The 13573-nt window shown below is 62.5% G+C and carries 11 protein-coding genes; 5 read left to right on the forward strand and 6 right to left on the reverse strand.

The genetic code is table 11. The features are described 5' to 3' along the window. Positions 1-20 precede the first annotated feature (20 nt). Together E6X30_RS01505 and E6X30_RS01510 are read right to left on the reverse strand one after the other, a co-directional pair. Positions 21-446 carry a universal stress protein gene (locus tag E6X30_RS01505; protein ID WP_061211813.1) on the reverse strand — a complete coding sequence of 142 codons (426 nt, stop codon included), beginning with the start codon at positions 444-446 and terminating at the stop codon, positions 21-23. 74 nt (positions 447-520) lie between these two features. Then, a complete protein-coding gene (locus tag E6X30_RS01510) occupies positions 521-1816 on the reverse strand; it encodes a hypothetical protein (RefSeq protein WP_070458529.1) in 1296 nt (431 codons plus the stop codon). A 162-nt stretch (positions 1817-1978) separates the two neighbouring features. On the opposite strand from E6X30_RS01510, the gene E6X30_RS01515 reads away from it, so the two are divergent. After that, positions 1979-3061: a polyprenyl synthetase family protein gene (locus tag E6X30_RS01515; RefSeq protein ID WP_070458526.1), complete on the forward strand. Its 1083-nt coding sequence runs from the start codon at positions 1979-1981 to the stop codon at positions 3059-3061. 51 nt (positions 3062-3112) lie between these two features. On the opposite strand, the gene E6X30_RS01520 is transcribed toward E6X30_RS01515, so the two are convergent. Then, entirely contained in the window at positions 3113-3487 is a 375-nt protein-coding gene (locus tag E6X30_RS01520; protein ID WP_232049701.1) for an Rv2175c family DNA-binding protein, read from the reverse strand. Between the two features lie 64 nt (positions 3488-3551). Between E6X30_RS01520 and pknB the strand changes: the two genes are divergently transcribed. After that, positions 3552-5681, forward strand: coding sequence for a Stk1 family PASTA domain-containing Ser/Thr kinase (gene pknB / locus E6X30_RS01525; protein WP_070436101.1), 2130 nt, complete (start codon positions 3552-3554; stop codon positions 5679-5681). A gap of 6 nt (positions 5682-5687) precedes the next feature. Here pknB and E6X30_RS01530 read toward each other — a convergent pair whose 3' ends face one another. Continuing rightward, positions 5688-7088 carry a class II 3-deoxy-7-phosphoheptulonate synthase gene (locus tag E6X30_RS01530; protein WP_034374929.1) on the reverse strand — a complete coding sequence of 467 codons (1401 nt, stop codon included), beginning with the start codon at positions 7086-7088 and terminating at the stop codon, positions 5688-5690. Positions 7089-7158: 70 nt separating this feature from the next. Continuing rightward, complete coding sequence (locus E6X30_RS01535) at positions 7159-7884, reverse strand: 1-acyl-sn-glycerol-3-phosphate acyltransferase (RefSeq protein WP_070458838.1); 726 nt, start codon at positions 7882-7884, stop codon at positions 7159-7161. 133 nt (positions 7885-8017) lie between these two features. On the opposite strand from E6X30_RS01535, the gene E6X30_RS01540 reads away from it, so the two are divergent. Together E6X30_RS01540 and E6X30_RS01545 are read left to right on the forward strand one after the other, a co-directional pair. Continuing rightward, positions 8018-9817 (forward strand): long-chain fatty acid--CoA ligase, encoded by a 1800-nt coding sequence (locus E6X30_RS01540; RefSeq protein ID WP_070436103.1) that lies wholly within the window; start codon positions 8018-8020, stop codon positions 9815-9817. A 24-nt stretch (positions 9818-9841) separates the two neighbouring features. Beyond that, positions 9842-11602, forward strand: coding sequence for a DEDD exonuclease domain-containing protein (locus E6X30_RS01545; RefSeq protein WP_083286230.1), 1761 nt, complete (start codon positions 9842-9844; stop codon positions 11600-11602). On the opposite strand, the gene trpD is transcribed toward E6X30_RS01545, so the two are convergent. Beyond that, positions 11553-12650, reverse strand: coding sequence for an anthranilate phosphoribosyltransferase (gene trpD / locus E6X30_RS01550; protein WP_141742356.1), 1098 nt, complete (start codon positions 12648-12650; stop codon positions 11553-11555). The two genes, E6X30_RS01545 and trpD, sit on opposite strands and share 50 nt — an antisense overlap. Before the next feature lie 228 nt (positions 12651-12878). Between trpD and E6X30_RS01555 the strand changes: the two genes are divergently transcribed. Next, on the forward strand, positions 12879-13565 hold the full coding sequence (locus E6X30_RS01555; RefSeq protein WP_016664687.1) for a heme-copper oxidase subunit III: 687 nt from the start codon (positions 12879-12881) through the stop codon (positions 13563-13565). Positions 13566-13573: the final 8 nt, after the last annotated feature.

The raw sequence follows: 13573 nt of genomic DNA on the forward strand, positions 1-13573 counted from the left end.
CGGATCTATTCCAGGCGCACCTAGTCTTTTGTCACGAGAACGGGGCACGGCGCCTCGAGTAGGAGCCGTTTCACGGTTTGGCCGAGCATGAGTCTGCCTACGGGGGCGCTGTGCCGAAGGCCGATCACGATGACGCTTGCGTTCTCCTCGCGCGCAACCCGCAGAAGAAAATCACCGATGTCTTTGCTGCTTTCAGCTCCCGCCTCACGCACGCGCACTTTGAGAGTTTCGAGGTAGGCACGCTCGTCGTGGCTCATGCGTGCAGACACGCGGTTGATCGCTTCCTGGACTTCCTCGGCATTCGCGCAGCACGCACCTTCGAAAGGATCCGCGTACGGGAACGAAGCTACGAGGAGCTCGCGGTCAGTGACGGCCACGTCGCGGATCGCAGCCTCGAGCGCGGCATCTCCCTGAGACGTCGGGGCATAGGCGGCGACGACAACCATGGCGATCCTTTCTACAAACAGCGCGCTCGAGTAGTGAGCACGCGGGGGAAGCTCAATAATCGTGCGGAGCAAGTCTACTGAGTTTCGGCCCGGTTCGTCACACGTACACGCGGTCCCGGACTCTTGCTCTGACCACAGTTATCCATGAGTCGAGGCATACGTTTTTCAAGCCAAAGCGGGCATATTCCCGCATGCGCGAGACCCAGAACGAGTTCAGCCATATCGCAGTGGTCTCCGGCTGCGAGGATGTCATCCGCCACGCGGAAGGCCTCCCCCATACGCCCGCTGAACCACAGGAGGAAGGCGGCAATCGCCCCAAGATTGGCGAGAGCCTCGCGGTAGCGAGGCGAACAATCCCACGCATTCGACGTTCGCCACAGGCTCTTAAACACCTCGATCACACGATCGCCCTGGCCGCCGGGCATGAGATGCGGCCCCGGAAGAAACTCTGGGTCCTCGAACACTGAAGCGATGGCCTCCGAGGGGCTCGCAAAAGCGTTCTGTTCAGATTCCACGACGTGCGCGATGATGTGGTCACGCCCGGGCCCCAATGCCGCTAGCGATGCGAGCACGTGAACGGCGTCCTGAAGGCGCTTGGCGTCACCATCCCCCATGCGCCCGCCCTCTCGTTCGTGACGCGCGTGCTGAGCACTCAGTTCCTCGAGCGCGCTACGACTCGGCCCCTCGAGGCACGTGAAGGTGCGAAATTCGGTGTCGCTCTCGCACAGCGAGCGAACGGAGGCAAGGAAAGCACCGTCCATCGCCTCCCTCTCGACTTTTTCGCGAAAGGGAATGCCGCTTGCGACCGCGCTCGCAGCGAACTGACTTTCTTCGAGCAGACCAAGGTGCGTGACTTTCCAGTAGTCGCCATCTGCCGTCGTACTGAGCGCCCACGGCCCTTCATAGGCGTGTAAGGCACAGGGGATAGTGAGACCGCGCATGAGGCACGCCTCGGCGACAAGGTCGCACAGCGCAACGAGCAGATCGATGGTCTGCGTGTCGTGACGATCTCTATCGAAGCATTCGGCCCTCTCCCCCGGGCACTCTGTGCATTCGCCGGGAACCGGCGAACCCGTAGCGAGGACGGCGAGGTGAGTTGCGCCGAGCGCCTGGAGGTTGAGTGCGAGCCGCGACACCTCAAAGGCTGCCCATTCGGGCTCTGTGCCCTCGTCAATGCGCATCCTGCTGAGCATGACCCCCGCCTCGCCATTTGGACTCGCACCACATCCAAAGACGATGAGTGAGGAATCGATATCAAGACGGTCAAAGTGCATGGCGACTGCCGCAAAAACATCGCGTGCATCAAGCAGATTAACGGTGGGAGCAAGCGCTTGCGACTCGCATGAATAATGCTGTGTTTTGTGTGTCATGCCTCAAGAGTTGCCGCTATTGACCGAACGTGCACGCCTGAGATCCTCGCTTGTGGAGGGCTGCGTCTGTGGGGCCCAAACCGCAGTTCGTCGCTCTGTGGCACGATGGAAATTCACAACAGCACGGCGAGAGCACACCACACCAAGCCGAGGAGGATCCGCGTGCATCACCCCCCTTTCGACGACGTTCGCGAGAGCGTCACCACAACCCTCACGCGCTTCCTCGAAACCGAGGGCGACGCACTGGGGGCAATCGCGCCGGAAGCTGCAGATCTTGCCGCGCTCCTCACGGGTTTTCTTGAGGGAGGCAAGTGCCTGCGACCGATGTTCGTGCACGCGGGCGCGTGTGCTGCCAACCCTTCGCTCGGAGACGCAGATGCGAATGACGTGGCGACGCTCGGCGCGGCCGTCGAACTCGTGCAAGCAGCGGCCCTCATCCACGACGATGTTCTCGATCACTCGCCGACCCGCAGGGGACGCCCCGCTATACATGCCGCCGCCACCCACGCACACGAGGCACGCAACCTCGCGGGAAGCGCGGAGGATTTCGGTATCGCGACCGCGGTCATCCTCGGTGATCTCGCCCTTGCGCTCGCCCATCAGCTTGCCTCTCACGCTTTTGCCGGAGCCGACGACCGCGCTCATTTCCAGGCGCTGTGTGCAGAGGTGATGACCGGCCAGTACCTCGACATCTTGAACCAGTCCGGCGCCATCACCTCCACGAAATCGGCAACGGATTCCGCCTCCCTCGTGACGCGCTGGAAGACCGTCTCCTACACGGTCCACAGGCCTCTCATGATCGGCGCGACCCGCTGCGACGCTTCTCCCGCGCTCCTCGAATCCCTCGGCGCCTACGCACTTCCCGCTGGCGAAGCTTTCCAGCTCCGCGACGACCTCGACGGAGTCTTCGGGGACGAGGCCGCCCTTGGGAAATCCACAAGCTCAGACATCCGTGAAGGCAAGCGCACGATGCTTCTCGCCCTCGCGCAGGAGCGCGCAGGCGAAACCGAACGCAGCGTTCTCGCAGCAACCGTCGGAAACTCTGACGCAGATACGGAGAGCATCGAACGCGTGCGCGAGATCATGACGGCCACGGGCGCACGCGAGAGCGTCGAGAACCTCATTCGTCAACGCGAGGACGACGCGCGCGAAGTTATCGCGAACGAACTCTCATCGCTCACCTCGAGCGAATCGTGCGAACTCCTCGACTTGCTCGTGCGAAAACTTGCCCGAACGGACCGCTGAGCCCCTTTCCCACATGAGTGAAGACGCGCGGGCCGTGCCCGAAAAATACGGCTAAAACCCGAGCGACTGGGCGCGCCGGCGCACCTCGCCACGCTGCCCGCTTCGCAAATGGTCGATAGGTCGACCGGGCAAAGAGGCATCGTCGGTAAAGAGCCACTCGATGATCTCGTGGTCGGCAAAATGCTGGTCGTGGAGAAGCATGATCGTGCCTCGAAGGTGCGGAAGGACCGCCCCGTCACGAAGGAATTCGGCGGGCACAGAACGGACCTTAGGGGTTCCGCGGCGCACCTCGACGAGGTGGAAGTCTTCAATCAAGCGCTGCACCTTGGTCACCGAGATACCGAGGATCTCCGCGACGTCGGGCAGTGGGAGCCACGCCTCTACGAGAGAGTCGAGCCGGTCGATGTCGTCAGCTGAGATATTCACGCCTTCAGCATATTCCAGGGTGTCGTGCGCGGGCACCCGGCGGCGGCCCGCATAGACTTGCGGCGTGAGTACCGAGTCTTCTTCCCCAGACATCGGCCTCGTCCTTAGCAACCGCTACCGCGTCGAGCACCTGATCGCACGCGGTGGCATGGCCACGGTGTATCGCGGCTTCGACGAGCGCCTGCATCGCCCTGTCGCGCTCAAAATCATGCACCCGCATCTCGCGGACAACCCTGAATTCATCTCGCGCTTCTCTCGCGAAGCCCGAAGCGCGGCCCGACTCACCCACCCCCACGTGGTCAATGTCTACGACCAGGGCGAAGATCAGGGGCGCGTGTACCTTGCCATGCAACTCGTCGAGGGCGAGACACTGCGCGACGAACTCCGCCGCGACAAAACCCTCAGCCTCAAACGCGCGCTGCGTGTGGGCCGCGACGTCCTCGCCGCGCTCGATGCCGCACACCGCTCCGGAATTATCCATCGTGACATCAAGCCTGAAAACGTTCTCGTGAACGCCGAGCGCGACATCCTCGTCGCCGACTTTGGCCTCGCACGCGCCGTTGGATCCGCGACGACCTCCGCCACCGGCACCTTGCTCGGTACGGTCGCGTATGTCAGCCCAGAGGTTGTCACACGCGGCGTGAGCGATGCCCGAAGCGACCTGTACTCGTGGGGCATCATGATGTTCGAAATGCTCGTGGGCCGCACTCCTTTCCAGGGCGACTCGGCCGTGCATATCGCCTACCAGCACGCGCATGAGGACATCCCCGCACCGTCACAATTTGCGTCGGGCATCCCCGCCTCTGTTGACTCCATCATCACGTGGGCGGCCTCGCGTTTGCCCGCCTCGAGGCCCACGCGCGCCCACGAAGTACTCCTCGCCCTTGACGAGGCTCTCGACACACTAAGCCCCACCGAACTCGCCTACCGTGCGCATCCCGCACCGAACGTCAAGGCCAATGCCGAGACGGCCGGCGTTCCTCGACTCACACGCCAGTTCTCGCCCTCAACGGCGCGCACCGATTCCGCTTCGTCACCAGCCTCCCCGGTATCACCGGTATCCCCGGCATCGCCGTCGAACGAAGCCCTCCTCGATGACAAAACCTCAGAAAAGTTCTGGGAAAACGACACCTCAGGTCGCGAACTTTCCACGACCGGAAGCGGTGCGGGAGCGGCGGTCAGGAAAAAGTTCGAGCTCCGCGAGCAGCCGTCGGACTCCCCCGATGCCGATGAAAGCATCCGAGAAGTAACCCTCACGGGCCCTCGCCGCTCGCGCGGTGCCCATGCGAGCGAGTCCCACCCCTCGCCAGCCCTGCGCCTCCTCGCACTCGCAAGCGTCCTTGCACTCGTCGCAGCGCTCGTCTTTGGCGGCGTACGCTGGTACGACACAGAAGGCCCTGGCGGCGCGCGCACCGTGCCGCTCGTTGCGGGCGCAACTCTCAGCGACGCTGAAGCCGCGCTAACGGCGCAACAACTTACGGTGACAACGGCACAGGCCTACAGCGACGACGTCCCGAAGGGCCACGTCATATCCTCGGATCCCGCCACGGGAGCGGAGGTCCGCAAAGGCAGTTCCGTGCGCCTCACTATTTCCCTCGGGCAGGAACTCTTTGACGTTCCGCAGGTGAAAGGGCAGGCGGTTTCCGACGCCACCTCAGCCCTCACTGACGCAGGTTTTCAGGTCAACGAGACCCGCGAATACTCGGCCGACGTGCCGAAAGACATCGTGATCAGCCAAGACCCCGCAGACGCGTCACTGCCCGCGGGCACGCACGTCACGCTCACGGTCAGTGACGGACCCGAGCCGGTCGAGGTTCCGAGCGTCGCGGGAAGTGAGCGCAAAGCGGCAATCAAAGCCATTGAAGGCGCGGGCCTCGTGCCAAAAGTGAACGAGCAGTACAACTCGAACGTGCCCGCCGGCCAGGTCATCTCGCAAGATCCCGCCGGGGCCACGTCGGTGCTTCCAGGCAGCGAAGTCAAGATCTCCATCTCGCTCGGCCCCAACCTCGTGGGGGTTCCCGACGTTTTCCGCAAGAGCGAAGCCGACGCCCGCGCGGCGCTCGAAAAAGCCGGGCTCAAGGTCCAGGTCGTCTACGAGCGAGGCACGCCCGTCTTTGGCCTCGTGTCCCAGCAGTCGCAGCCGGGCGGCACCAAAGTACCGCGCGGCTCGACCGTGACGATCACGGTGTACTAGCGGTGATCAGCTCGGCCGATCGCCAAGCATGTCGGCGACGAGAAACGCGAGTTCAAGCGACTGCGAGTGATTGAGGCGCGGGTCGACGAGCGTCTCATAGCGGCGGTGCAAGCCCTCTTCGTCAAGCTCGCTGGAACCGCCTAGAACCTCGGTGACGTCATCGCCCGTGAGCTCCATGTGAAGACCAGCAGGGTTTGTGCCGACCTCCCAGTGCGCCTCAAAAAAGCCGCGCACCTCATCCATGATGTCGTCGAAACGGCGAGTCTTATAGCCGTTCGAGCTCGTGATCGTGTTGCCGTGCATCGGGTCTGTCACCCACACGGCTTCAATTCCTTCACGCTTTGCTGCCGTGAGCAGCACGGGAAGCTTCTCGCGCACGTTCGTGGCGCCCATGCGGGTCACAAACGTGAGACGGCCCGGTTCGCGCTCCGGATCAAGGACCTCTGCGAGCCGAAGCATGTCATCCGCGCTCGCGTTCGGGCCGAGCTTCACGCCGATCGGGTTGCGCAGTTGCGACATAAAGTGCACGTGGGCGCCGTCGAGCTGGCGGGTTCGCTCACCGATCCACAGGAAGTGGCCAGAGCATCCGTAGATCTCACCCGTGCGCGAGTCGACGCGCGCGAGGGCCTCCTCGTAGTCGAGGAGAAGTGCCTCGTGAGACGAATAAAACTCGACCATGCGAATCGGGTCGAAGTCCACACCGATGGCCTCCATGAAACGCACGGCTCGCTCAATATCATCCGCGACTCGCACGTACTTCGAGTAGGCGTCGGACTCCACGAACCCCTTGTTCCAGGCCTGCACCTGCCGCAGATCCGCGAAGCCGCCGCCCGTGAACGCGCGCAGAAGATTGAGGGTCTGCGAAGCGGTCGTGTACATCTTCCACAGGCGCGAGGGATCGGGCGTGCGGGATTCGGAGGTGAACTCGTAGCCGTTGACCGCATCGCCGCGGTAACTCGGGAGGCTCACGCCGTCGATCGTCTCGGTGTCGCTCGAGCGAGGCTTCGCGAACTGACCGGCCATGCGCCCCATCTTGATCGTGGGAAGCGAGGCGCCGTAGGTCAGGATTGCTGCCATCTGGAGGATCGTCTGCACCTTGTTCTTGATGCGGTCGGCAGTCGAGTCCGCAAAGGTTTCTGCGCAGTCGCCTCCCTGAAGGAGGAATGCCTCGCCACGCGCTGCTTTAGCGAGGTGGGTGCGAAGAAGGTCAACTTCGCCCGCGAACACGAGTGGGGGCGCGGCCCTCAGTTCATCAAAGACCCGTGCCCGCTCCTGCTCGTTCGGCCACGTTGGTTGCTGGACCCTCGGATATTCGCGCCACGACGAAAGCGCCTCGAGATGGGCGGATGATTCGGAAAGCTCGAACGGGTGGAATGTCGCGGCAACGTTACGGTTCTGATAACTCACCCGGACATAGTAGGCGAAAGTCACGAGCGCGACATGTGGGTCCGCTCAGCGGCACTCTCGCGACCGGAACTCACGAGGCGTTCGCGTCCTTGAGTCTTTTCTTCACGTCCGCGGCGTACTCGTCCACATACTCCTGGCCGGATAGCTCGCGAATCGCCTCCATGAGCGAGCGCGTGAGCGTGCGAAGTTCTTCGCGCGTGGCGGGTGCGTCGCTCGGCTTGTCTGCCCTCAACGTCGCCAGCTGCGCGCGCATGTCGATCGTTGGACCGATCTGTGTATGGAGCTTTGAACGGAGCTTCGGCACGATGGATTTCTTCGAGCGTTGCGCCTCAAAGGCGCCAAGTTCGGCGACGGGGAGGATGGGCGCACCCGTCGCGAGCGCGAGACGTACAGCGCCTGTCTTACCGCGATACATTCGCCCGTCATGGCTCCTCGTGCCCTCGGGGAACACGCCGAGGGCGTGCTCACCTTCGAGCACCGCGATCCCCGCGTCGAGCGCCGAGCTCGCGCCACCGCTTCCCGAACGATCGACGGGAATCACATTGACCGAGCGCATGAGCCATGCAAAAAACTTCCCCGGTACCCCCTTGCCCTTGAAAAGAGCATCCTTTCCAAGCCAGTGAATCTCGCGCGGAATCATGCACGGCACAAAATAAGTTTCGAACGCGGAGGTGTGATTGCACGCCATGATCATGCGCCCCGAAGACGGAACGTGCTGGAGGCCCGCAACTGTGGGGCGCCAGAAGAGCGTGAGCAGAAATTTAACGATCGGCTGCAAGACGGGATAGAGATGCACGGGGATAACCCTATAGGGCCACACCCACCGTGAGGGAGGGAACGCGCCACACGAGGCCTCCTCCATGCCTCGATGCACGTAAGGCGCGTACACTCGAGTGCAACCCCGCCTCGAAGTCAAGGAGCATTCCCCCGTGTCACGCGAGTTCGAAACGCCGCAAATCGCAGAGTCGAAGCCAGACGAAAACATCACCGACTTCCTCCTTCTACGCCGCACCAAGTACGCCGACATTCCCCTGTGGGAGCGTCAGCTCACGCCCGGCACATGGTCACCCATGTACGCACCGGAATTCATCACGCTCGTGAAGCGTCTCGCACAGGGGCTTATCAACGAAGGCGTCAAGCCCGGCGACCGAGTCGCGATCATGTCTCGCACGCGCTTCGAATGGGTACTCATCGACTGGGCGTTGTGGTTCACCGGGGCGATCAGCGTGCCGATCTACGAAACGTCCTCCCCCGGCCAGATCGAATGGATCGCTTCCGATTCCGGTGCGCGCTTCATTTTTTGCGAAAACGCCGGCCATGCGCAGGACATCGACGAAGTCCGCTCTTCGCTCTCGGATCTCGAGCAGGTGTGGGTCATCGAAGAGGGCATCATCGAGCAGCTCTCCGTCGCAGAAGCCGATATCAACGACGACGCGATTGAAAAGTCACGCAAGAGCCGGCACAAGTCAGACACCGCGACAATCGTCTATACCTCCGGCACGACCGGCCGACCCAAGGGCGTAGAGCTCACGCACGCGAACTTCATGGATCAATCCCTCAACGCAGTGGGTCTTCTGGGCGAGGCGGTTATGCCCCCTGGATCGCGCCTGCTGATGTTCCTTCCGCTCGCGCACGTGTTCGCCCGCGACATCACGTTCATCACGATCGTGACGGCATGCACGACCGGGTTCTCTCCCGACGCAAAGCACCTTCTTGACGACCTCGCCTCGTTCAAGCCCACCGTTCTCCTCGCTGTGCCGCGCGTTTTCGAGAAGGTGTATAACGGCGCTGAGCAGAAGGCTGTTGGCGACGGTAAGGGCAAGATTTTCCACCGTGCCGTCGAGGTTGCCATCCAGTATTCAAAGGGCCTCAACACGGGCAAGATTCCCCTGCACGTGAAAGCCCAATACAAGCTGTTCGACGCGCTCGTGTACTCGAAGCTGCGCAATCTCATGGGTGGCAAACTCACCTACGCAATCTCGGGTGGTGCACCGCTTGGCGATCGCCTCCCCCATTTCTTCCGCGGGATCGGCGTGACCATTCTCGAAGGCTACGGGCTTACGGAAACAACCGCTCCCGTGGGGGTCAACAACCCGTGGAACGTGAAAATTGGCACCGTTGGTCCACCTTTCCCCGGCTCCAAGGTCAAGCTCAACGACAAGGGCGAGCTGCTCGTCAAAGGCGTCATGGTATTCAAGGGCTACTGGAACAACCCCGAAGCCACCGCGCAGGCCCTCCAGGACGGCTGGTTTAACACGGGCGACACCGCGAGCATCGATGAGGACGGCTACATCACGATCACGGGCCGTTCAAAAGAAATCATCGTCACCGCAGGAGGCAAGAACGTGTCGCCGGCCCAGCTCGAGGACACCGTTCGCCAGAGCCCCGTCGTTGGCCAGTGCATCGTTCTTGGCGACCAAAAGCCGTTCGTGTCCGCAATCGTGACTCTCGACCGCGAAATGCTCCCCCGGTGGCTCAAAAACCAGGGGCTCGGGTCGATGTCGCTTGCCGAAGCCATTACGAACGAGCAGGTCATCGCCGAGGTCCAGAGGGTCGTTGACGAAGCGAACACCTCGGTCTCCCGCGCAGAGTCGATCCGCAAGTTCGAGATCATCGATGCGGATTTCACGGAGGAAAACGGTTACCTCACCCCGTCGTTCAAGCTCAAGCGTGCCGCTGTTGTGAAGGACTTCTCCGAGGTCATCGACCGCATTTACACGAAGAAGTAAGGCGGCAACGCCATCACTCGAGCCGTGCAGCGGGCATTCGAGGATCTCGGCCCGGAGCTCATCGACGTCGAGTTCGTCGTCGTCGACCTCGAGACCACCGGAACGAATACCGAGCTGGATGCCATCACGGAAATTGGCGCCGTACGGGTTGTGGGTGGCGAGGTTGTCGAGGAGTTTCAAACCTTCATCAACCCAGAGCGCCCGATCCCCGCATACATTGCCGCGCTCACGGGGATCTCTGACCACATGGTTCGCGATGCGCCGTCCGCAGAAGCGGTCATCCCCGCTTTCCTCGAGTTCGCACGCACCTCGGTGCTCGTCGCACACAACGCACGCTTCGACATCGGTTTTTTGAAGGCGGCCGCTCTTCAACTCGACTACCGGTGGCCCCCTTTCGAGGTCGTCGATACGCTCACACTCGCGCGCCGCGTTTTCGGACGTGACGAAGTGAAGAACCACAAGCTTTCGACTCTCGCGGGAGCGGTTGGGGCAACGACGGTGCCCAACCACCGCGCGCTGTCGGATGCGCGCGCAACGGTCGATGTTCTCCACGAGATCATCGCGCGACTTTCTGCCGGTGGCGCAAGCCACCTCTCGGATCTCACCTCAAACGGGAAGAAAGCAAGCCCCGCCCAAATCCGTAAACGCCACCTCGCGGCGGACATCCCGCCCGTGCCCGGCGTGTACTCCTTCGTCGACGCCAACGGTTCAACGCTGTACATCGGCAAGTCGGGCAATCTCCGCTCGCGAGTGCGCACCTACTTTTCACCGAACGAGACCAGGCGAGCCGTCCTCGATATCATTCCCGTCACCGAGCGTATCGACATTGTGCAGTGTTCAAGCGACGCCGAAGCTGCAATCCGCGAGCTGCGCGCAATCGCGAGTGAGCGCCCCATCGCCAATCGCCAGGGAATCCGCCCTTCCAAGGGCAATTGGCTTCGAGTCACCCACGATGGGCTGCGCCTTGCGCGCACTGTGAAAAGCGAAACGTCGCTCCACGCCTATATCGGCCCGCTCCGCTCGCGCCACGACGTCGAGCCGATTCGCTCCCTCGTGTACGCGGCACTGACTGCGGCCATCGGGGCTGAAGAGGAGAACGCTGGTGCTGCGGAAGGTCGCACCGGGACCGAAAGTCCGACGGTTCCCCGGGAACCGTCGGCAGCCGCGGGTGGGTTGCCGGTGCCGCCGGTTCATGGACCGACGTTTGTCGCAGAACCGTCGGAGCCCGTGCGCAGCAGCGCAGGCTTCCACGCACGAATGCACCGGGCCCTCACCGAGGATCCGAGCGATGTTTTTGAGTACGCGGCGAAGAAGATGCGGGCGCTCGTGGGGAGGGGACTCTACGAGAACGCCGAGGCGCTGCGCACGAGGGTTGAGTTGTTTACTGATGCCGCGCGGCGTGCCGCGCGGTTGCGATCGATCGCGGAGGTTCCATTCCTCGTCGCGGCGCGCAAAATCTCGTGCCACGATGCTTCGGCTCAATCACCGTGGCAGTGGGAGGTTCTTGCCGTACGGCACGGGCGGCTCGGGGCAGCGCGCACAATGCCGGCGTGGAGCGACCCGCTTTCGGCTATCGAGGCACTTGCTCGCGAAAGCGAAGCGGAGGCCGCCCTGCGCGCCCCGCTGTGCTTCGGCTACCACCACGAGGCTGAGCTCATCCTCGAATGGCTCGCGAAGCCTGGCATCCGGATCGTTCACGTGGAGGGCGAGTGGTCGATGCCGTCTACCGCCCGCTTTACGATCGAAGAGTTTCAGCGGGTATTTCGACGCTCTGCGAGACGTTGATCCACCGCTCAAGCGCGGCCGTGGCGGCTCCGGAATCGAGTGAGTCTTCGGCCCGTTTCACCGCGCTGAGCATTCGCTCGGCGAAGGCCGGGCTGGCGTCGGAACTCTCCTTGAGCCCCTCGGCTGCGACGATGCCCGAAGCGGCATTGAGCACGACGGCATCTCTCACGGGCCCAGTCTTGCCGGCAAGCAGGTCTCGCGCCACCTGGGCATTGTAGGAGGGGTCGCCACCGCGCAACGCGTCGATACGTGCGCGTGAGAGTCCGTAGTCTTCGGGTGCGACAACGTGCGACGTAACGGAGCCGTCCCTCACCTCCCACACATCGGTTTCGGCGGCGATACTCAGCTCGTCGAGGCCGTCGCGCCCGCGCACGACGATTGCGGACGCGCCGCGGTCTGCAAAGACACCTGCGATGACAGGCGCCATCTCCTCGAATGCCACGCCGACAGAATGGGCACGAACCCCGGCTGGATTGGTGATGGGACCGAGCACGTTGAAAACCGTGGGCAGTTTGAGACCGGCTCGGGCAACCGCACCGTGTTTCATTGACGGGTGAAAAACCTGGGCGAAACAAAACGAGATTCTCGCTTCGTCAAGCACGCGCTGCACGCCCTCCACAGGAAGATTCAGGCGCACCCCGAGCGCTTCGAGTACGTCCGCCGAACCCGATTTCGAACTTACGGCACGGTTGCCGTGCTTCGCCACAGGGATCCCCGCGCCGCGGATCACGAGCGAGGCCATGGTCGAAATATTGACGGTATTGGCGCCGTCTCCGCCCGTCCCCACGATGTCGACGGCGCCAGTGGGCGCACTAATGATCCTCGAGTGTTCGAGCATCGAGGAGGAGAGGGCGTTGACCTCATGGGTCACCGCTCCCTTCGCCTGAAGCGCCACAAGGAAACCGGCGAGAGGGACCGGATCAACGTCGCCGCACATGATCTGCTGCATCGCCCACCACGCCTCTTCGGTCGTGAGATCGCGCCCTTTGATGAGAGCGTGGGTCAGTGCGGGCCACGTATAGATTTCTTGATCCGTCATGGCGCCCATATTAAGGCGTGAACGCTCGTGACGTAGCGCAAGCCCACCAGACGGAACACGGCTTAGATCACGGAAAAAACCGGGACAAAAGCCCCGTTCGATTCAACAATCGCGCTTCCAACAGGTATGCTGAAAAAACCTGCGCACGGACTTTTGTCCCAGCAGGGTCGCACGGGCCTTGCCCGCAGCGGCCGAGACCATGTGCCGTGCATGGCCTCGCAACCCGACCAACGACGAATGAGAACCGTGACAACTGCGACTCTTTCCTCCGCCCCTCGCACCTCCCCCGTGAGCAGGCCGAACACCACTCAGGTCGGCACCATCGTGTGGCTCGCGAGCGAAATCATGTTCTTCGGTGCGCTCTTTGCTATGTACTTCACGCTGTACGGCGTCGTACCCGAGGTTTTCTACGAGGGTCAGAAGAACTTCACGCTCAACTTCGCCATCACCAACACGCTCATCCTGGTCACGAGCTCAATCACGTGCCAGATGGGTGTATTCGCCGCAGAAAAGCGCCGCAAGCGCCGCACCGGCTCGATCGTCAACATCGCCGGCTGGGGCCTCATCGAGTGGTACACCCTCACCTTCATTCTCGGCGCGATCTTCGTGTCGGGCCAGGCCTTCGAGTATGCCGAGCTCGTGCATAAGGGCCTCACCATCTCGAGCACGCCTCATGGCTCAATCTTCTACCTCGCCACGGGCTTCCACGGCCTCCACGTCCTTGGCGGGCTTATCGCCTTCCTCTTCGTTCTCGCGCGCGCCTACTCCGCGAAGAATTTCACGCACCACGAAGAGGTCAGCGCGATTTGCGTGTCGTACTACTGGCACTTCGTCGACGTCATCTGGGTAGCCCTCTTCTTCGTGGTCTACCTGCTTGACCCGCTCGTTCTCCACACCGTTGAAGGCAACTGGGCCTTCTTCTAAAGCTCCCC

This window comes from Dermabacter sp. (assembly GCF_032550575.1).
In the GTDB taxonomy this organism is placed as follows: Bacteria; Actinomycetota; Actinomycetes; order Actinomycetales; family Dermabacteraceae; genus Dermabacter; species Dermabacter hominis.

Excerpts from the sequence above, each read along its gene's own strand:
- E6X30_RS01510 (WP_070458529.1), bottom strand. The coding sequence starts at position 1,816 with ATGACACACAAAACACAGCATTATTCATGCGAGTCGCAAGCGCTTGCT.
- E6X30_RS01505 (WP_061211813.1), bottom strand. The coding sequence starts at position 446 with ATGGTTGTCGTCGCCGCCTATGCCCCGACGTCTCAGGGAGATGCCGCG.
- trpD (WP_141742356.1), bottom strand. The coding sequence starts at position 12,650 with ATGGGCGCCATGACGGATCAAGAAATCTATACGTGGCCCGCACTGACC.
- E6X30_RS01555 (WP_016664687.1), top strand. The coding sequence starts at position 12,879 with ATGAGAACCGTGACAACTGCGACTCTTTCCTCCGCCCCTCGCACCTCC.